18 protein-coding genes are annotated in these 20,495 nt (G+C 51.1%); 10 read left to right on the forward strand and 8 right to left on the reverse strand.

Translation table 11 applies throughout. The features are described from left to right. The 6 genes from ACYVI1_RS30230 (at position 1) to ACYVI1_RS30255 (ending at position 7,102) form a co-directional block, all read left to right on the forward strand. A complete protein-coding gene (locus ACYVI1_RS30230; RefSeq protein WP_460915291.1) occupies positions 1 to 1,356 on the forward strand; it encodes a RagB/SusD family nutrient uptake outer membrane protein in 1,356 nt (451 codons plus the stop codon). A gap of 57 nt (positions 1,357 to 1,413) precedes the next feature. After that, positions 1,414 to 2,862 carry a DoxX family protein gene (locus tag ACYVI1_RS30235; RefSeq protein WP_460915292.1) on the forward strand — a complete coding sequence of 483 codons (1,449 nt, stop codon included), beginning with the start codon at positions 1,414 to 1,416 and terminating at the stop codon, positions 2,860 to 2,862. Between the two features lie 13 nt (positions 2,863 to 2,875). After that, positions 2,876 to 4,618, forward strand: a complete 1,743-nt coding sequence (locus ACYVI1_RS30240) for a hypothetical protein (RefSeq protein WP_460915293.1) — start codon at positions 2,876 to 2,878, stop codon at positions 4,616 to 4,618. A gap of 30 nt (positions 4,619 to 4,648) precedes the next feature. Next, positions 4,649 to 4,804, forward strand: a complete 156-nt coding sequence (locus tag ACYVI1_RS30245) for a hypothetical protein (RefSeq protein ID WP_460915295.1) — start codon at positions 4,649 to 4,651, stop codon at positions 4,802 to 4,804. 2 nt (positions 4,805 to 4,806) lie between these two features. Continuing rightward, positions 4,807 to 6,267 (forward strand): phytoene desaturase family protein, encoded by a 1,461-nt coding sequence (locus ACYVI1_RS30250; RefSeq protein WP_460915296.1) that lies wholly within the window; start codon positions 4,807 to 4,809, stop codon positions 6,265 to 6,267. Positions 6,268 to 6,817: 550 nt separating this feature from the next. Further along, positions 6,818 to 7,102, forward strand: coding sequence for an HPF/RaiA family ribosome-associated protein (locus tag ACYVI1_RS30255; RefSeq protein ID WP_460915297.1), 285 nt, complete (start codon positions 6,818 to 6,820; stop codon positions 7,100 to 7,102). Positions 7,103 to 7,293: 191 nt separating this feature from the next. On the opposite strand, the gene ACYVI1_RS30260 is transcribed toward ACYVI1_RS30255, so the two are convergent. Then, positions 7,294 to 9,771 carry a ribonucleoside-diphosphate reductase subunit alpha gene (locus tag ACYVI1_RS30260; protein ID WP_460915298.1) on the reverse strand — a complete coding sequence of 826 codons (2,478 nt, stop codon included), beginning with the start codon at positions 9,769 to 9,771 and terminating at the stop codon, positions 7,294 to 7,296. Between the two features lie 607 nt (positions 9,772 to 10,378). Here ACYVI1_RS30260 and ACYVI1_RS30265 point away from each other — a divergent pair. Beyond that, positions 10,379 to 10,648, forward strand: coding sequence for a type B 50S ribosomal protein L31 (locus ACYVI1_RS30265; protein ID WP_460915300.1), 270 nt, complete (start codon positions 10,379 to 10,381; stop codon positions 10,646 to 10,648). Positions 10,649 to 10,762: 114 nt separating this feature from the next. Here ACYVI1_RS30265 and ACYVI1_RS30270 read toward each other — a convergent pair whose 3' ends face one another. From ACYVI1_RS30270 to ACYVI1_RS30280, 3 genes are all read right to left on the reverse strand, one after another. Continuing rightward, the gene (locus ACYVI1_RS30270; protein ID WP_460915302.1) at positions 10,763 to 11,377 is read right to left on the reverse strand and encodes a hypothetical protein; all 615 of its coding nucleotides are present in this window, start codon (positions 11,375 to 11,377) and stop codon (positions 10,763 to 10,765) included. 74 nt (positions 11,378 to 11,451) lie between these two features. Beyond that, entirely contained in the window at positions 11,452 to 12,525 is a 1,074-nt protein-coding gene (locus tag ACYVI1_RS30275) for a DUF3103 family protein (RefSeq protein ID WP_460915303.1), read from the reverse strand. Positions 12,526 to 12,730: 205 nt separating this feature from the next. After that, on the reverse strand, positions 12,731 to 13,042 hold the full coding sequence (locus tag ACYVI1_RS30280) for a response regulator transcription factor (RefSeq protein WP_460915304.1): 312 nt from the start codon (positions 13,040 to 13,042) through the stop codon (positions 12,731 to 12,733). A 202-nt stretch (positions 13,043 to 13,244) separates the two neighbouring features. Between ACYVI1_RS30280 and ACYVI1_RS30285 the strand changes: the two genes are divergently transcribed. From ACYVI1_RS30285 to ACYVI1_RS30295, 3 genes are all read left to right on the forward strand, one after another. Next, on the forward strand, positions 13,245 to 13,988 hold the full coding sequence (locus ACYVI1_RS30285; RefSeq protein WP_460915305.1) for an acyl-[acyl-carrier-protein] thioesterase: 744 nt from the start codon (positions 13,245 to 13,247) through the stop codon (positions 13,986 to 13,988). 223 nt (positions 13,989 to 14,211) lie between these two features. Beyond that, positions 14,212 to 15,123, forward strand: a complete 912-nt coding sequence (locus tag ACYVI1_RS30290) for a 2-oxoadipate dioxygenase/decarboxylase family protein (RefSeq protein ID WP_460915306.1) — start codon at positions 14,212 to 14,214, stop codon at positions 15,121 to 15,123. Between the two features lie 117 nt (positions 15,124 to 15,240). Further along, complete coding sequence (locus tag ACYVI1_RS30295) at positions 15,241 to 16,077, forward strand: sugar phosphate isomerase/epimerase family protein (protein ID WP_460915308.1); 837 nt, start codon at positions 15,241 to 15,243, stop codon at positions 16,075 to 16,077. Positions 16,078 to 16,107: 30 nt separating this feature from the next. Here ACYVI1_RS30295 and ACYVI1_RS30300 read toward each other — a convergent pair whose 3' ends face one another. The 4 genes from ACYVI1_RS30300 to ACYVI1_RS30315 form a co-directional block, all read right to left on the reverse strand. Then, positions 16,108 to 17,199 carry an aminotransferase class I/II-fold pyridoxal phosphate-dependent enzyme gene (locus ACYVI1_RS30300; protein WP_460915310.1) on the reverse strand — a complete coding sequence of 364 codons (1,092 nt, stop codon included), beginning with the start codon at positions 17,197 to 17,199 and terminating at the stop codon, positions 16,108 to 16,110. Between the two features lie 107 nt (positions 17,200 to 17,306). Further along, complete coding sequence (locus tag ACYVI1_RS30305) at positions 17,307 to 18,329, reverse strand: dipeptide epimerase (RefSeq protein ID WP_460915311.1); 1,023 nt, start codon at positions 18,327 to 18,329, stop codon at positions 17,307 to 17,309. 39 nt (positions 18,330 to 18,368) lie between these two features. Then, positions 18,369 to 19,016: a response regulator gene (locus ACYVI1_RS30310; RefSeq protein ID WP_460915313.1), complete on the reverse strand. Its 648-nt coding sequence runs from the start codon at positions 19,014 to 19,016 to the stop codon at positions 18,369 to 18,371. An 84-nt stretch (positions 19,017 to 19,100) separates the two neighbouring features. Beyond that, positions 19,101 to 19,871, reverse strand: coding sequence for a sensor histidine kinase (locus tag ACYVI1_RS30315; RefSeq protein WP_460915314.1), 771 nt, complete (start codon positions 19,869 to 19,871; stop codon positions 19,101 to 19,103). Positions 19,872 to 20,495 lie beyond the last annotated feature (624 nt).

The following is a 20,495-nucleotide window of genomic DNA, read 5'->3' on the forward strand; positions in this document are numbered from 1 at the left end:
ATGAATCTGAAACAATCCATTTTTTCGCTATTCCTGCTGCTAACGGTTAGCAGTTGCCAGAACTTTTTAGACGTAAAACCGCTGGAGTCCATCTCCGATGCCGTGACAATTACCGACCAGAATTCGGCGCTGACGGCTCTGCGCGGGGTGTATAGTGCTTTAGCCAGTAGTGATTACTACGGCACGAGTTTCCAATCCATCGGCTATTTGTCGGGCGATAATATTCAGTGGACCGGCTCACAGTCGCAGGTGCAGGAGTTTATCAACCACAAAGTCAATGCCGATAACGCAACCATTGCCGCCGTCTGGATTGCGATTTACCGGACCATCAACCGGGCGAACAATGTGCTGGCGAAAGTGCCTGCTGTAACCGACCCAGCCCTGACAACCGCCCTGAAAAATCAGTACCTCGGCGAAGCGTACACCCTACAGGCGTTGGCGTATTTCGACCTGGCCCGCACGTTTGGCGGAGTGCCGCTGATTACCAGTCCAACGGTTAAGCCGACTGATAATGTGGGCATTAAACGCAGCAGTCAGGCCGAAACCTACGCCCAGGTTATCAAAGACCTCGAAGCCGCCGAACCGCTTTTACCGGCAACTATCGACCGCAACCGGGTGACGCAGAAGACGGTATTCGCCCTCAAAGCCCGTTATTATCTGTATCAGAAAGACTACGCCAAAGCCGAAGACTACGCAACCCGGCTCATCAGCGACGCGGTTAATTACAAACTCGTCAAACCGTTCAGTGCGTTTTTTCAGAATGATGCGCGGGGCACAGCGGAGTCGGTTTTCGAGCTGTTTTACAACGGCACGACCGAGGTAAACGGCCACCGGAATCAGTGGCAACCCCAAACCACCGGCGGCACCCGCCAATGGGCACCCAACGACGCATTGGTAGCCTTACTGAACAGTCCATCCGTCGGGGGCAATCGTTCAGTTCTGGTAGCGAAAGACAACCAGAACCGCTGGTACGGAAACCTGTATTACCGCAATCCGGCTTCTGACCCGTCGTATATTTTCCGCATTGCCGAAGCCTACCTGATTCGGGCCGAAGCCCGCGCCCAGCAGGACAAGTTGCCTGAGTCCCTCACCGACATCAACGCTGTGCGCGACCGGGCGGGACTGACTGCCCTAACTGCACTAACCACTACTGCCACCAAAGACGCGGTATTGCTGGCGGTTGAAAACGAACGGCGGGTTGAGTTCGCGCTGGAGCCGCACCGCTGGTTCGACCTCGTGCGGACAGGTCGGGCCAAAGACGTACTGAACGTAACGGACCCTAATCGGTATGTGCTGCCTATTCCGGTGCAGCAACTCCTGTCTGACCCGGTGCTTACCCAAAACCCTGGCTACTAAACCACACTGAACCGACTCTTTGGTTCCTTTTTTCAACTTTTCTCAAACCGATAAACCATGAGCAAACATACGCATGAACTGGTTGGTGCCGAATGGGGAGCCGACCAAACGGATGTACACCCCGCCTGGGAGAGCCGGACGCGTCCCGCTATCGAACGGACCGAAGACTGGACACCCGCCGAAAAAACCATTTTCCGGTTCGTCTTTCTCTATTTTCTGATTCAGGCTCTGCCCATCGACGGGCAATTTTTCAAGAATCTGGTTGACGTTAATGGGGCCGGGGTCGCCTTCGACTACACGCGCTACCTGTTCAACTTGTCGCGCTACGCTCCCCGCTTTTTCGGGTCGGCCGATACCTTTGCCAACTGGGGCATTGTGCTGCTGATTGCGGCCATTGGCACAATCATCTGGTCACGGCGCGAGGATAAGCACACGAATTATCCAGCCCTATATTACTGGCTTCGGGTTGTGCTTCGGTATCGGCTGGCGTTGGGCGTGATTGCTTATGGGTTCATTAAACTGTTTCCGTTGCAGGCTCCGTTGCCATCCATCAGCAACCTGAATACGGCTTACGGCGACTTCACGGCCTGGAAACTGTTTTCGCTCTCGCTGGGTATCGTGCCTTCCTATGAATCGTTTCTGGGCGGGGTCGAATTGCTGGGCGGACTGTTGCTGCTGCACCGCAAAACGGCCACTCTCGGCACCCTGATTCTGTTGCCGTTTCTGGGGAATGTCTTCTTCTCGAATCTGGCCTACGAAGGCGGAGAGTACGTCTATAGCGGCCTGTTAATTACGTTTGCGCTGGTGCTTTTTGCCTTCGATGCGGTCCGGTTGTTCCGGCTGCTGTCGCTCGAATTACCCGCTGCACCCAATCGTTTTCAGCCTGTTTTTGGGCAACAATGGCAACGCTACGGCCGACTGGCGCTCAAGGGTGCGTTTATTCTCCTTGCCATCGTTTTATACTGGTTTACAACCGCCCAAACCTACCGAAAAGGCCCCATTCGGTTTCCGCAAACACCGGGTTTACCGGGCGTGGCCGGGCTGTATACTGTTAGTGAGTTTCGGCTGGGTGGTAAAACGATTCCTTATTCCAAAACAGACCGTGACGACGGACCGCCCATTCGCTGGCAGGACGTGGTATTTGAAACCTGGAACACCATCAGCATCCGGTCGAATCGTCCGGTAAAACTCGTCAATACATCTGTTGAAGAACTGCCTGCTGCTGATGTTGAGCGGGATTATGAACTGGCCGGGTCGCAGGGACGGCAGTATTACCGCTACACGGTGGAACCGGCGGGCAAACGGCTGACGCTCACGAATGCGAACCCAAATCAGCCCGCCGAAACGCTGCAACTGACTTACAGAAAGGCAGGTAACAGCCGGATTATTCTGGCGGGCGTGGACCAAAACCGGGTCTCGGTGTATGCTGTACTGGACAAGATTAATAAAAAATACCTGATTGACGAAGCCGCTAAGGCTGGTCGGCGCGGGTCGCTCAAACTATAACCTCTTCTGAACAATGGCAACCTCAAACATCACTCCCGAACGCGTTGACTTAGGGCTGGTAGCGCCCGAAGAACGGGCCAATACACAGTCAGCTACTCAACAGAACGCAGCCAATCCAACGCCGTCTACAACTCAGCAGCCTCCCATCGGACAACGGTCAGTATGGACAGACGGTCAGAAAATACTATTCCGTATTGCGTTTGTGTTTTTCATCAGTATGTCGCTGCCCAACAGCCCCGACTGGTACAAAGAAATTCTGGCGTTCAACTGGCTGCACCTGCATTACCGCGACCTCTACGACGTGGCCCGCTTCGGTTCCGGGCTGACCATTTTTGGCAATAAGCTCTTCGGTAGTACGCTGAACGGGTACGCTACGTGGATTATTACGCTGATTTTTGCTGCTGTCGTCGGGTTACTGTGGACGGCTGTTGCCAGACTTCGGAAGAAAGAAGCCCCGAATTATACCCTGTTGTATTATTGGCTTCGGGTGGTGGTGAGGTATCGGGCGGGCATCGGCATTATCGGTTTCGGGTTTACCAAACTCATGCCGACGCAGTTACCTTACCCATCGCTGGGGGTGCTAAACACGAATTTCGGCGACCTGACCGCCCAGAAAATATACTGGCTGTCGATTGGCATTGCGCCCTGGTATGAAGTGTTCACGGGCGTAGTCGAGGTGCTGGCGGGTGCCCTGCTATTTTTCCGGGTCACTACGTTCTGGGGTGCGATGCTGCTGTTCGGGGCATTAGCCGATATTGTTTATGTCAACTTTGCCTACGACGGGGGCGTTCATGGCTACAGTTCGTACTTCGTGCTGCTGGCCGGTTTTCTGCTCATCTACTATATCAAAGACATTTATAACCTCCTCATTCGGGAGCGGCCAACGATTCCCAACTACTTCGCGCCGGTATTCACAGGCTGGCAGCAATCCGTTCGTATCGGGCTGAAAACGGCGACTATTGGTATTTTCTTAGTGTTCCTGTTCTGGCTCCAATACATCAATTTCCGGTACGACCCCTACAAGCAACCGGCGCAAAAGGGACTAAAAGAACTGCGGGGGAATTACGCCGTAACGGAATTTCGGCTTAATGGAAAAGAACTTCCCTATTCGCCAACCGACTCGGTGCGCTGGCAGGAAGCCACCTTCGAAAACTGGACGACGCTGACGTTTAAAACCGCCAAACCCGTTGAACTCGACCTCTCCAACGGGGGCGGAGCACCCATGCGCGATATCAACCGGACGTTTGAACTGACGGGTGTTGCCGGTGGGCAGCGGGTATTCTATTACGATGCCGACACACTGCATCATGTACTGTATTTGCAGGATAAAAACCGGGGTGCCCGCAACGCTGAAAACCGGGAGTTCTTAGTCAATAATCAGGACATGGGAGGAAACGGAACCGGTAGGAATGGTGTGAACAAAAGCCGGAAAAAGAATGACAATGCACAGGCCCGTCAGGATTCTATCGAAGCGGTGACATTCATTCCGAAAGAAGCGCTGGCGATTATCGGCCCTGAAGACCCGAAGATTGACCCCATTGCCCGGTCGGTCCGGCGCACGAAAGGGATAAAGGCCGAATCGAAACCGACCAAACGAAACCGGATGATTCTACGCTACACCGCCCTGGATGGCGGCAATCAGGTCATTCTGCGAGGTATCAACGAACAGAAAGATTCGATTTACGTGGTGCTCGACCGCTACGACCGCAAGTACGCCCTGTCGGAAAGCACACTCAAAGCGGGCACCTATGAGTAGATTGCAGTTTAGTTAGCCAAAACCCAACTCATGAGTCGTGTTACCGATGATACGGGTTATATTCAGCCAACATTTGCCCAACTGATTGACGCGCGGGGAGCCGATACGGGCGGCTACCATTTTAATCCTATTACGGTCTGGCAAATTAAACCCGACGGACGTGTACTCAACAAACCTGAAAACTGACGGTGAACGGACCTGAAAAACAATACGACGCGGTAATCGTCGGCTCCGGGCCAAACGGCCTGAGTGCGGCCATTGTGCTGGCGCGGGCGGGCCTGTCGGTGGTGGTGCTGGAAGCTCGTCCGACCATTGGGGGCGGCACCCGTTCGGCAGAACTGACCCTGCCCGGCTTCGTGCATGACATCGGTTCAGCCATTCACCCGCTGGCGGCTGCTTCGCCCCTGTTCCAGAGTCTGCCTTTGGCCGAACACGGTTTAGCGTGGATTTATCCGCCTGTAGCAGCCGCGCATCCCTTCGACGGTGGCCGGGCAGCCCTGCTCGTGGGGTCGGTGGACGAAACAGCCCGGTTGCTCGGCGTCGATGAACAGCCGTACCGCCAACTTATAGATTCCGTCGTGCAGCATTGGCCTACCTTAGCCGTCGATATACTGGGGCCGTTACGCGTTCCAAACCATCCGCTCGATATGGCCCGCTTTGGGCTGGATGCCGTGCTGCCCGCTACCCAGTTAGCGAAACGATTTCAAACCCCCGAAGTGCGGGGCTTGCTGGCGGGCATGGCCGCTCACGCCATTCAGCCGCTCACCAACCTGACCACCTCGGCCATTGCGCTGGTGCTGATGGCGGCAGGTCACTACCGGGGCTGGCCGCTGCCGAAGGGAGGTTCTCAGGCTATTGCCGACGCCCTGGCTTCCTATTTCCAATCGCTGGGTGGAGTGATTGAGGTGGACCGGCCCGTGCGCTCGTTAGCCGACCTGCCCAAAGCGCGGACGGTGCTGTTCGATTTAACCCCCAAACAACTCCTGAGCATCGTAGGCGACCGCTTTTCGTACCTATATCGAAAGCAACTGGAAACCTATCGCTATGGTCCCGGTATTTTCAAGATAGACTGGGCACTCGACGGGCCGATTCCCTTCCAGAACGCTGACTGCCACCGGGCTGGTACGGTTCACCTCGGTGGGACACTCGAAGAAATCGTTTCGGCTGAACAGCAAACGTATGACGGGCAACACTCCGACCGGCCTTATGTGCTGCTGGCCCAGCAAAGCCGCTTCGACCCTTCCCGTGCCCCCGTCGGCAAACATACCGGCTGGGCCTATTGCCATGTACCCAACGGTTCGACGGTGGATATGACCGAACGCATCGAACGGCAGGTGGAGCGATTCGCGCCGGGTTTTCACGACCGGATTCTGGCCCGCCATACCATGAATACGGCTCAGATTGAAGACTGGAATCCCAACTACGTCGGGGGCGACATCAACGGGGGTATCCTCGACTGGCGGCAGCTATACACCCGCCCAACGCTGAGCCTATCGCCTTACAAAACCGGAGCGCCGGGTATTTTTATTTGTTCGTCAGCTACGCCACCGGGCGGGGGAGTGCATGGGATGTGTGGCTATCACGCGGCCCGTGTTGCGCTACGCGAGAGCTTCGGCAAAGATGTACCGATTATACTGACTGATTCCTGAATCTTAACCGATCCTTACTCAGAACGCATCATGGAAGTGAAAACAAAATTCCCGGCAGTCAGCACTCCCAACTGACTCAGTACTCTGGAAACTGTCCCTGTTGTTTGCTAAAGCGGGCGCGTTTGTGTTTGGCAGCGGCTTAGCTATTGTCCCATTGCTGTTCGGTTAGCCATATTGCCCATCCCCTACTTCAAACGCTGAGGTAAACATCCGGGCGTGAAGGCATTTGTTGATGGTGTTACGGTAGCCGACATTGGGCCATTGCCGGGGCCATGTTTGTGCTGGCGCGTTGGCAATTGGTCGATGTGCCTACTGCGTTGATCGCCCTGACGACGGTAGGGCTACTGTACTGGTTAAAGAAGCTACCAAACCGAGTGTTATCGGGGAGCGGTCGTTATCAGCCTGTTGCGCCGGTATGTTGGGTAAGAGCGGTTAGTTCTGCTCAACAATGTTGGCTAGTGCGGGCGTATTGAATAAACGCTTATTTGAGTCGACCAGTCCTTGTCAGTTGGCCGTTTTAGGGTGAGTTTATCGGAGCGGTACTGCGGTATTGGACGCCCTCACTAAGCTTCGGCGTTTCTACAAGGGCGATGTCATTCCGGCTGACGTGTATCTGAAAATGGAACCCAACCAGCAAACCAACAACCTACACGTCGACATTAACTATGGCCTACCCGGCAACGACGTTTTTGCCAATGACTTGGGCGACAACTGGTATGCGCTGATCCATCATGTAGTGGGCAAGCTGCACCGCCAGTTAGAAAAACGCGTTGGGAATCCTATCAACGCCAACCGGGGCAAGATCGATCAAAGCGACCCGGCCAGTTTAGCCTGATGCAGCATTGATACTATTACCCCGCTCGCCAACACTGACAAACATATAGCCAGTATGCTCTGATGACGCTCTAAACCTTCACTTCTCTAACTGCATGGGTTAACTTCATTACGGCGAGTACTAAAACAACACTCCCGGCCATGTCACCACAGCCGGGAGCGAAACCCTGAAACCTTAAACGCGAAACTCCGTTAACTCCCACACATCTCGCACCCTTCCGGGTCATCCAGCGAGCAGGTCATGGCGGCATACTGCTGTTCCAACTCCGTTACCATCGGGACAGGGATGGGCTGGGCGTTGGTGGCGTTGTCTTTGGCGTACTGCACGTAGTCGAGGGGTTTCTCGACGGCGATGGTTTCGGCCATGACCGGTTGTAGCTGGGGTTCGGCCTGTGGCTCCACCGTAAACTGAATCGCGTCGGAAGCGGCCTTCGTGCGGAGGTAATACATGCCCGTTTTCAGGCCTGCTTTCCAGGCGTAGAAGTGCATGGACGTCAGCTTGCCGAAGTTCGAGTCCTGAATGTGGATGTTAAGCGACTGCGACTGGCAGATGTACGCGCCCCGGTCGGCGGCCATGTCGATGATGTGCTTCTGCTTAATCTCCCAAACCGTTTTGTAGAGGTCTTTGATGTTCTGCGGAATAGTTGGAATCGCCTGCACCGAGCCATTAGCCCGAATCAGGTTGTTCTTCATCGTGTCGTTCCACAGGCCCAGTTTCACGAGGTCTTTGAGCAGGTGCTTGTTCACCACGACAAACTCGCCCGACAGCACGCGCCGGGTGTAGATGTTGCTCGTGTACGGCTCAAAGCACTCGTTGTTACCCAAGATCTGCGAGGTCGACGCGGTGGGCATAGGGGCCAGCAGCAGCGAGTTCCTGACGCCATGTTCCACCACCTCCTTCCGCAGGCTTTCCCAATCCCAGCGGTTTGATTTTGGCGTAACCCCCCACATATCGAACTGGAACTGGCCTTCCGAAATGGGCGAGCCTTTCCAGGTTTCGTAGGGGCCGGATTCTTTCGCCTGCTCCATTGAGGAAGTCATAGCGCCAAAGTAAATTGTCTCAAAAATATCTTCATTTAGCCGACGCGCTTCCTCCGACTCAAACGGCATCCGCAACATGATAAACGCATCGGCCAGCCCCTGCACACCTAAGCCAATGGGCCGGTGACGCATGTTGCTCCGACGGGCTTCCTCAACCGGATAATAGTTGATGTCGATGATTTTGTTGAGGTTGCGGGTGGCCGTTTTGGTCACTTCGTACAGCTTCTGGTGGTCGAACCGCATCATGCCATCCTCACCGCGTTTGATGAACTTCGGCAGGGCAAGCGACGCCAGGTTACAGACCGCTATCTCATCGGGGGCCGTGTACTCGATAATTTCGGTGCAGAGGTTGCTCGATTTGATAGTGCCGAGGTTCTTCTGGTTCGATTTCTTGTTGGCGGCATCCTTATACAGCATGTAGGGCGTGCCCGTTTCGGTCTGCGATTCCAGAATCTTGAACCACAGTTCCTGCGCTTTCACCGTCCGGCGGGCGCGGCCTTCGCGCTCATAGCGAGTGTATAAAGCCTCGAATTCATCACCGTAGCAATCGGCTAAGCCGGGGCACTCGTGCGGACAGAACAGCGACCAGACATCGTCATCTTCCACGCGCTTCATAAACAAATCGGGCGTCCAGAGGGCGTAGAACAAATCGCGGGCGCGGCCCTCCTCTTTACCAGAGTTCTTTTTCAGGTCTAAGAAATCAAAAATATCGGCGTGCCAGGGTTCTAAGTAAATGGCAAACGAGCCTTTGCGCTTGCCCCCGCCCTGATCCACATAGCGGGCCGTGTCGTTGAACACGCGCAGCATCGGCACAATCCCGTTCGATGTTCCATTGGTGCCTTTGATGTAGGTTCCCGTTGCCCGAACGTTGTGGATGCTCAGGCCGATTCCCCCCGCCGACTGTGAAATTTTGGCGGTTTGTTTCAGCGTGTCGTAAATCCCGTCGATGGAATCGTCTTTCATCGTCAGCAGGAAACAGCTCGACATCTGCGGCTTGGGCGTTCCGGCGTTGAACAGCGTCGGTGTGGCGTGGGTGAACCACTTTTCCGACAGCAGATTATACGTCTCAACGGCCGCGTCGATGTCTTCCATGTGAATTCCGACGGCCACCCGCATCAGCATGTGCTGCGGACGTTCGGCAATGCGGCCGTCCAACTTCAGCAGATACGACTTTTCGAGGGTTTTGTAGCCGAAGTAATCATAGCCATAATCCCGGTCATAAATAATCGTCGAATCGAGCAGGGCTGCGTGTTGACGCACCACCTCGTACACCTCCCGCGAAATCAGCGATGCATTTTCACCAGTTTTCGGGTCTTCGTAATGGTACAATTTCTTGATCGTGCCGGAAAACGACTTGTTCGTCTCTTTGTGTAGGTTCGAGATGGCAACCCGTGCGGCCAGAATGGCGTAGTCGGGGTGTTTGGTGGTCATCGAAGCGGCTGTTTCGGCGGCTAAGTTGTCAAGTTCAGTGGTTTTAACGCCATCGTACAGGCCACTTACCACTTTTACCGCCACCTCAACGGGTTGCACATAGGCTGGGTCAAGACCGTAGCACAGTTTTTCGATTCGAGCGGTGATTTTGTCGAATTTGACGGACTCCCGGCGACCATCGCGTTTGATTACGTACATACGTGTTTTGGGTTAGTTATTTTGGGGAATGTGAATACTACAGGAGACCATAGCCGCTGTGCTGGCTTTATTCAGAAGGGAATTTATTTCTATTTTACTGATTACGAAATCAAATGTAACCAAATTACTTCAGTTACAGCTTTATACGAAAGCTGCAGCAGGATAAAGTTCTAAAGTTCTCTTGAAATAGACGGAAAAGCAACGCCAAAGGTTCGGGTGACCGGGCAAATCCCTGAAACGTCCAACTCTGCCGGGCAGGTTAAGAAATTGTTATGCCTAAGCCTTAGCGACTTAACAATACTCCACCGGAGAGCTATTCTAAAAAATAAAAAAGAGCGTATTTACACTTGGACTTTTAGCGCCAAAATCAGCCGGGCGAACCGGAGGAGGCCGCGTAATGGCATTAAATATAAGAAGAATAGTAAACCAAGAAGTTAATGCCAGCCCTATTTAATCCCCATAATTAGGTAACGGTACTACTTTATCCGGTTCATAATCAGGTCATAAAAGAACCGGCAAAAAGGCTTTGCAATCCGCTGGCAACGCCGTACCTTTGCAATCCTTTTCGGTCGGAAACCGAGAAGATGACAAGAAACTGAGATTCATCATGAAAAAGGGCATTCACCCGGACTACCGCGACGTGGTATTCCACGACCTGTCGAGCGACTATAAATTTCTGACGCGCTCAACAGTTCAAACCAGAGAAACCATCGAGTTTGAAGGACAGACCTATCCGCTCGTGAAGATTGAAGTAAGCTCGCAGTCGCACCCGTTCTATACGGGCAAGAACGTACTGCTCGATACGGCTGGCCGCGTAGACAAGTTCCGCAAGCGCTACGGCACCAAAGAAAACGCAGTACCGACCTCGCAGTCGTAGATTCGCTGCCGTTCTTTCTTTTCGACTATCACAAAAAACTCCCCCGCTGCGGCTACCGCAGCGGGGGAGTTTTGTTAGAATTTTATCCAGCGTTATTTACTGGCTATAGAGGTTTTAGAAGCGATAGCCTATGTTGAAGCCTACGTTTGTTGCGGTTTCTCCGCTCTGATAATTTTGAAAAGACCCTCTTGCTCCTGTAATCCATCGAGAACTTACGGTTAACTCCCCTTCCAGAACCACGGTATAGCCTATAGTCCAGTAATTCTGAGGGCGGCTGTAGACAATTGGAAGTAATGCATAAGTAAATCCTGGTAGGCCTGGGCTATCTACCGCATGAAGACCATAGGAGCTAGGAAAAGAATCGGAGAAGAAGCGGATGGATGGCCCTACGCCTAGTCTGATTTTATTTCGCTCAAATCGCATTGGGGAAACGAAAAGATTGGCATCCAGCGCAAAAGAAACCTTTGTAAAACGTAATTCCTGGTTAAATCCATCGGCGCCACTAAGCAGAGTCATTTTTGACCCGTAGCCAACGTGTAAAGATGGCGCAAACGTCAGGAATCGGTTAAATTTCCGGTTATATTCATTGTAGTAGTTGAATCCGCTTAGATCGCCACGACCAAACAAAATGTAGGTAATGCCGGCTTTGACACCACTACGAACATTGTTTTGACAGGCAGCTAAGTAGCTGTTGGCTAGCAATGCCAGAATAAAAACAAGTTTTTTCATTTGAGTAAGTCAGTTTAAACCCTTTGAGTGAAAAAAAAGGTGGCTCATCTACTGAACCACCATCCAGACGTCTACTAAAAACGTACTCTGAATTGAAAAGCAGAACCATACGCTATATCATGACTGGGCTCGTTTCTATAGATAGTATAGACACCCAGTTCATCATCATTATTATGCTTTGGAATTGTTGTTGAAAACTGGGTTATATTACCACCTCCAGTAACAGGAGCCCAACTCACAGAAATAGGGATACTTTCTATATCACCCTCGTCCTCTTCAATCCATACGTAAGACAAATACATTCCGTAATCTTCTGTCCAAGTGAACGTAAACGTATCTGGCACATACCACCATCCACCAGAGCATTGGTTCCTATTGGGATACCAGCCAGTACCACGCCATATAGGATTGACAACAGCTCCGTTTCGTACACCAGCAATAGTTAAAAAAACTTCAGGCCCGCCCCTTGCCCAGCTTTCAAAATCACCCAGATGGTCACCGAATGCGAATCCCTCCATATATTCCATACTGTTTGCTGTCCGCGCCCCTTTCGTGTTGTTAGGTTTGTACTTACTTTTACCCGATTCATCAAACCGTTCGCTCAGACTTACAACAATAACCGGTTCCTTCGGCTCTTCTGTAGCAGATAGTAAATGAACTTTACCATCTTTATCATACGCCTTTATTAGGCCTTTTTCATCATCATCTGGTGAAACAAAAGCCACCAATGGCGTGTGCTCTTTTGTATTCCAATCCTCACAATTGACAGGGACTGATAACTGGAAAGTAGGAAGCGAACTCAATATGTTATCAGTGACTCCAAAGGCTTTAAGTTCTTCGTGAACAGTTTTACCATCTTTAGTTTTTTCTTTTGAAAAGCTTCCATAAAATACATCAAAGTCCCCATCTGCCTTGAGCATAGCTTTAGCCTTTATTGCGTCCCGAAGAGATTGCTTTTGAACAGCCTTCGCTACGGCCAGAGCCGTTTTGTCCAAAAGTTCTTTGATTCTTTCATTGTCAGTGCCCACTCTCAATGCTTTGTTTATATCAGAGCTTACTGGCGTGACAACGCTATTTTCATTAGTGCATGAAAAAAATAAAACTATAGCTACAACAAAAACTCCTGCCGCATACAAAATCTTTTTCATCTTTGTAAAAGGTTTAATGGTGAAACATTGAACTGCTCAAAGCCCTGCGTCTGGTCGCCAAACTGTCGTGGGGCTTTTTCTGTGTCAAAGGTATTGCGTCGATATACGCTGCGAAAGAGGGAAAACCCCTCAGTTAATGTACCAGTGGCCGCTTATTCGGTTATTGACATTTTCAATTGTCCTGATTACTAATCTACTTGTAACTTTATTTCGGGGGGGGTAACTTTTTAGATTGGCGTTCATACCACTGGCGTAGTTCAGTAGCGTGTTTGCGGGCAAACCTTGCCAGTTTGTGCCTGCCCTGCAAATTCAGTTTACCACCAATCCGGGTTCGATAGTTTTCAACGCTTTTTGACGTTAGACAAAATTTTTCAGCGATCTCAGCGGTTGTCAGATCGTCGGCTACATGGAGAAGAATTTTCCACTCACACGGAGTTAAGTCGAAAAGCATTTGATTCAATGGGCAGCCTTTAGACAGTCGATCGTGACTGTTCGGAAAAGGATGTGGTTGTTCCATCGTTCGTTGACAGATACGGCACTATGTAACTTCTTTAATTAGACAGGCTAATTAGTGGCTTAGCCGCTTAGGGAGCAAGTACTTTTGGGCTAAATTGTCTTAAATCACCATTTATACGGATGAAATCACCCAAAAAGTAGACACATATACCAATATTGTAACAGAGTAAGGGGTCATTCAAACTTCGTATTACCTTTACAGCATGGCTTTTATTCAAACTGACTCGTTTACCCTGCGCGGCTACGAGTGCGATGCTTTTGGGCGGATGAGTATTCCGGCCCTGATGAACATGATGCAGGAGTCGGCCAACCGCAATGTGATCGACTACGGCATCGGCATCGCTGATCTGGCCCAGCAGGGCTTTGGCTGGATGCTGATACGCTTTCGGCTGCGAATACACCAATATCCACGCTATGGCCAGACAATCCGGTTGACGACGTACCCAACTGCCGTTGAGCGATTTTTTGTCTACCGCGATTTTCAGGTTCTAAGCGAAAATGGAACACTGCTGGCCGATGCGTCGAGCACATGGCTTGTTTTCAGCATCGAAAAACGGGCCATGGTACCTGTGCCGGAGTTCATTCGGACCTTAACACCCCCATCCGGCCCTGAACCACTGCCCAAACTATCGCTCAAACCCGACTTTCAGGCAACACCGTTCGTTTCTGCTCAGGAGAAAACGGTGGAAGTGGGCTGGTTCAGCATCGACCAGAATCAGCACGTCAATAATGTGGCCTACGTGCAGTGGCTACTCGAAGCTATTGATAAAGAGACACTGGAAACGCGGGAATTAACCGAAATTGATTTAGTTTACCGGGCCGAAAGCCACTGGTGCGATTGGTTGCAGATACAGACACTGATCGAGACGCCCGAAACATTTCTGCATCGAATTAATCATGCTGAATCAGGGAAAGAGATGATTCTGGCCCGAAGCCGGTGGAAATGAGTTTGTAGTTTGAGCCGGAGAAATCATTGTTTGAAGGTTTAGGTTGGTTGATCTATGAGTGATTTTTGCGTCAGTCAACCTAAACAGCCAAACACCATAAACTTGAAACCATGACCTCTTTTCCGGGGTCTGTGTCTTCACAGACCCCGGAAAGTTTCAGCCGGGCCACCGTTGCGGTTGTACAAGATATGGAACACGAAACCTTGAAAAAACCTACTCATCCATGACCCCTTTCCCAACCCCTGCCACTACCCTCGATGCTGTACTGGGCGGTCTGATGCGACGGTACAGCGAGCGCGTTCCTGATGTGCAGAACATACTTGACGCGATGCTTAATGCGGGTGTGATTGACTCGCCGAATGAGATTGAGAATGACCACATCGCCTTCCGAACGATGGGGGTAGCAAATCTCGGCCTGGCTTCCTTTGAGAAAATTTTTCAGCGCTACGGCTACGAAAAACGGGATGAATACAACTTCACCGAAAAGAAATTAACGGCGTACTGGTATGCACCACCCGAACCCCACCATCCACGTATCTTCGCCAGTGAACTACGTGTTCGTGAACTGTCGGATGAAGCCCAGCAAATCATTCACCGCTATACTGATGCCGTTACCAGCGACCCGGCTGATTTACTGAATCTGGACGATGCCGAAGCTGTTGACCGTTTTCTACATCAATCTCTCTGGACGACGCCCACGCTGGCCGATTATAAAACGCTGTTGGCCGAAAGCGAATATGCGGCCTGGGTGATTTATAACCGCTATTACCTGAACCACTTCACGATTAGTGTGCATAACCTGAAAGCCGGGTATAACACCATCGATGAGTTTGTGGCGTTTCTGCAAGGCCGGGGCTTTCGGCTCAACTCGGCGGGGGGCACCATCAAGGTCAGCCCGGACGGTGGTTTGCGCCAGGCATCGACGGTGGCTCAGTTGATCGATGCTGAATTTGCCGGGGGAGAGGTGTACCAAATTGCCGGGTCTTACGTCGAGTTTGCTGAACGGCGTGTGCTTCCTCAATTCCGGCACCTACCCACCAACCAGATTAGCCGCCAGCACCGACGCGAAGGCTTCGAGGCCGGTAACGCCGATAAGATTTTTGAAAGCACATTTACAACCCAAACGGGTAAATAACATGTCGTTCCAGGTTTCAAGTTTAAAGTTCATTGGCTTAGCCACTCTGCTGGTGCAGTTGTAGGAGATTTAGAACGTTGAGCCTGAAAACCGGAACCCTCTTAACCCTTTCACTCCATGAAAACAAAACCCTATCTCCTGCTCACCGGACTGCTGTTGTGTGGTCTGGTTTCGCTGGCCCAGAAAGCTGCGCCGGTGGGTCTGCAACTGTACAGTTTTCGCCACCAGTTTGCGAAAGACATGCCGGGAACGATGGCGAAAGTTAAGCAGATGGGGTTTCGGGAAGTGGAACTGGCCGGCACCTACGGGTTAAGCCTGGAAGATTTTCGTAAACTATTGAAGGAGAACGATATAAAGCCTGTAAGTACTGCTGCCAGTTTTGAGGACCTGGACATAAATGTGCCCAAAGTCATTGCCGAAGCGAAAGCATTAGGGGTAAAATACGTTGTCTGCACCTGGATACCGCACACAGGTGATGCCTTCACGCTACAGGACGCCGACCGCGCTGTCGATGTATTCAACACGGCCGGGCTTTTACTGGCCGAAAATGGGATAACCTTCTGCTACCACAATCATGGCTATGAATTTCAAACCTATAAAGACGGCACCTTCTTCGATTACTTAGCTGAAAACCTGGACCCCAAAGCAGTTAATTTTGAAATGGACGTTTTTTGGGTCAAAGCCCCTGGTTATGACCCGGTTGCGCTATTGCAAAAATACCCTAAACGGTTCCTGCTGATGCACCTTAAAGACCGAAAACCCGGCACACCCGATAGCCAGAACGGTCATGCCGATGTGGAATCGAACGTTGCCCTGGGGCTGGGCGATGTGGGCATTGCAGCCATCATGAAGCAAGCCAAAAAGTCGGGTGTGAAACACTTTTTTATCGAAGACGAATCGTCCCGTTCGATGGAGCAAATGATGCCCAGTCTGGATTTTTTGCGGTCGTTGTAATTAGTTTTTTAACCGCCAGGTGCGCCGAGACTAATGGTTGAACGTATGCACCTGGTTCGCCAATTGCTCAATGTCCTCTATCTCATGAAAGGCACTGATAACGATACGTGTATTGGCTCTATCGGCGGCTGTTGGGTAAGCGAATGAGTAAATAATAATTCCGTTGTTCAGCAGGAAGGAATACAAATCGTCGCGTTCGGTGAAGAACACCGGATACCCAGTTGCATGGTGAAATAACCCAGTTGGCAACAGCAGTTTCTCAGCCAGCAGAATGTTTTGCCGGAGCCGTTCGCGCCCCTCGTCAATGAGCGTGTCAGCCCGCCCGTAGGCTGCTAAGTAAGCGGGTGGCATAGGCGAAGAGGCACCAAAAAATGCGGTTTGGCGTAGCGCAGCCATTGATTCGGCATCGCCAAAAATAACCCCGCCGGGCATCCCCATTGCCTTCGCCAGCGAAGCCGTAACCAACAACTGAACCGGCTGGCCAATGCTATCGAATTTTCCAGAAATCTGCGGCCATACACCCCGCCCATTATTCAGGAGGCCTAACCCGTGCGAATCATCGACAACAAGTGTAATGAAGCGGTCGTGGGGAAGGTCAGCGAGCCAATCAAATGGGTAATAAGCCGACCAAACGGCATCGAGCGAATTGGTCAGGATAGCAACCGGGCCGGGTGGCATAGCGCGAAGTTGATCAGGAAGCTGTGCGGCCCAGTCAGCGAACGACAGCCCAGGCAAAACAACTACTGGCTCGTGCCAGAGAGCCGGGTGGGCGTTGGGGGCATACAGAAACGAAACGCCCTGCCCACGTAACCAGTTGATAACAACCTGCCCCGCCATCATGCCGGAAGACAGCGTCAGTGCCGACGGCGCTTCGGCTCCGGTATCGACAACCGAAGCTGCCAGTTTCGCTTCCGCTTCTTCATAAATAGCAAGTCGTAAATTACCATTACGTGAACTGCCAAAAACGGTCCCGTACTGGTTCACGCTCTCCACCATCAATTTCTGGAAAGCAGGGTGCTGGGGTAGCCCAAGGTAGGCGGTTCCGCTAAAGAACAGGTACGGCTGCCCGTTGTGCCTGATGGTTCGATTCGGCAGGTGATTTATCTCAAAAAATTCGCTCATTTACACATTAGCATACTGCAACAAGTGTCGATTTCTTAGACAGGATTATGATTCTACAAAATCCTGTAAGCCTGCCTAAGAGGAAAACCTGTCCTACATCCAATGACTTACTCGTTGATTATCAATCGTGCACCCGTGCCATTTTCAGCGGCATAAACAATTTTCCCCTGCTCAAAGGTAACGCCCGTAGCCGGATCGTTGGCAATGAGCATCGCGCCATCCAGATCAGCATAGTCGAGGAGGGGCAGCAGTTGCGCGATGGCCGAAATACCCACACTTGACTCAGTCATGCAGCCGACCATCACCCGCAAACCCAGTTCACGGGCGCGGACAATCATGCGTCGGGCGGGCGTGATTCCCCCACACTTCGTCAATTTTATATTCACCCCGTGGAAGTAGCCCGCACAGTGGTCGACATCAGCTTCAGTAATGCAGCTTTCGTCGGCAATGATGGGCAAGGCGCTTTGTTCATACACGGTTTTGGCACCTTCCCAGTCGTCGGCGGGGAGCGGTTGTTCGATAAACTCAACACCTAATTCATTCATTTGATGCGACTTACCAATGGTATCAGCCACCGACCAGCCGCAGTTGGCATCGACCCGAAACACGGCATCAGTATATTGGCGCAGGGCTTGAATAATGGCCATATCCATCTCAGGCCGACCTAATTTTATTTTATAGAGTGGCCAGGGGCATTCCTGCAATTTTTCGACCATTCGTTCGGGCGTATCAAGCCCAATGGTATAGTCGGTTAGGGGGGCATTGGCCGGATTCAGTTTCCAGAGTTTATAGAGTGGTTGCTCCTGCCGTTTGGCCCACAAATCCCAGGCAGCCTGATCGAGGGCACAGAGGGCGAACGGATTGTGGGCCAGATGCGGCTGCACATCTGCCCAAAATTGTTCAGGATTAGTTACCGTATGCGCTTCGATTCGTGCGCGTAAGGCTTCGAGAGCCGCCACCATCCCATCGACCGTAATGCCATAATACCGGGTGGCGGTGGCTTCACCGTAACCGCTATAATCACCATCGCGAAGTTCAACAATCAGCGCTGGCTGCACGTCGCGGCTGTCATGAGCAATGGTAAAGGTATGTTTCAGGCGGAGGTCCACCTGATGAACGAGCAATTGCATTCGTGGGAAATTTAGGCAAAGATAGGCGTGGATGTATACCTACAATTCTATCAGCCCCAACCGTAACGCTTCGAGTACCATACCTGTCCGGCTTTTCACGTTTAATTTCTGGAAAAGTGCTTCACGATAGCCATCCACTGTCCGGGGGGATACGCACATTTTGTCGGCAATGTCGGCATAGGTCAGATCCCCACAAGCGAGCTTCAGAAACGTAATTTCCCGCTCGTTGAGGTGGGGAACGGCCAGATTGATACCTGCTTCGCCGGGTGCCAGATTCCGAATCAGTTTGTTGGTGAGGAACTCGGAGTAGTGATAGCCTTTCTTACTGACGTCATCCAGTGCCAGCCGTAATTCCGAAGGCCGGCAACCTTTCAGCAGATACCCCCGGACACCAAGCCTGACCATTTTTGCCACTTGCTCCTCCCGGTCGAACATCGAGAGCGCGATGATTTTTATGTCGGGATGGTTTTTTTGCAGGTATTCTGCCGTTTCAAAACCATTCATTTCGGGCATGTTCAGGTCCAGCAATGTGATGTCGGGAACCTGTTTTCGCTTTAAATAACGAATCAATTCACGGCCGTTTTCAGCAGCGAACAGAACATCATACCCATCAAATTTTTGAACTAAGTCGGAAAGGGCCTGGGCGAACAGATGGTGATCGTCAACAATGGCGATGGTTGTGGGCATTAGCAAAAGAGAGGGAAGGTGAGCGTTAGGCCTGAAAGTTAACCCGTTAGCTCTCTTTCTACAATACCGTCTATCAGGTATTTTTTATTTGGTAGGTTGGCGCGGCAATGTAATCCCGATGCGCGTTCCCGTATTCGCCTGTGTACTGATCGTACACGTACCGCCCAGCAGTTGAGCGCGTTGATACAGGTTGTTCACGCCCGAACCAGACGCAGTTGCCTGTCGATTTGTAGCTTCAGCCAGGTCAAAGCCTCGTCCGTCGTCGGCAATGCTGAGCATGAAGCGTTCCAACTGGTAATCAACGGTAACGGTGAGCGTTTTGGCCTGTGCATGTTTGAGCGCATTGTTGAGGGATTCCTGCGCCATCCGAAACAGGATGATTTCTGCTTCATCGCCCAGGTCATAGGGCTGCCCCGTTATATCCAGATGCGTCTGGTAGCGGCCCGTCTGCCCAATTCGTTCGAGTTCAAGCGCCAGGCTTTCGCGCAGACCAAAACGCCGAACCGTGCCGCTGTCGAGCGTTTTGGCTAATTGCCGCACCGCCTGAATCGTGCTTTGAACGGTTTCAATCATCTGGCGCACCGCCGACTGATGCGACGGGTCGGACAAATCTTCGTCCAGCCCGTTCAATTGCAGCATGGCTACTGAGAGCATCTGGCCCACATTGTCGTGGAGTTCCTGCCCAATGTATTCGAGGGTTTGATTTTGAGTTTCGAGTTGGGTCTGGAGGAGTTCACGCTGGTAGGTTTGCTCAAGACTTGATAAATGCTGCTGATAGCGTAGATAACGATTTTTATAAATAAATAATAGTACTGTAACAAATGTCCCAAGAGCTAAGAGGAGAATAGTTCCCACGATGATAATTAATATAACCTCTGAAAACTGATTTCCCATTTTACTCCTATTAATGAGGAAAAAGTTTAGGGCTGTAAAGAGCTACTATCATAATTATTACCAATAATATATTCATTAATTCTTGTATCCAATATACAGTTAAAGCCTGTTGAACTGATTGACTAATGAGATAGTGCATTAATCCCTGTACAAAAAAACTTCCAAGCGAATTAAAAAAAAACCAACACTAATCCAGAACATGGGCTCTGACTCCAAAGAGACAATCTTTACTTCCGAGAATAAATACCATATGTAAATGGTTGACCAACAGCATATTAGTAGATTAAATAAAGAAATAGAATATGAATTATATTGGTTTAAAGGTTGAACAAAAAGTGATAGATTGATGGCGATAAATACGTAAACTATGGCCGATAGTTTAACTGCAAATTTAACCCTCCTCCGGGTAAATGTAACTATATACATTCTGCTTAAAAATATATATTGAACAATATATAATGTGTGTAAGAGGCTGTCTAAAAATTAAAAACGTCGAATCATAATACGAATCATTGCCAGTTGGATCATCGCTTCGGAGACCTTTACCGAACGTTCATAATCCACCCTTAACCGACGCTGATGAGT

It is taken from the genome of Spirosoma areae, assembly GCF_054781775.1.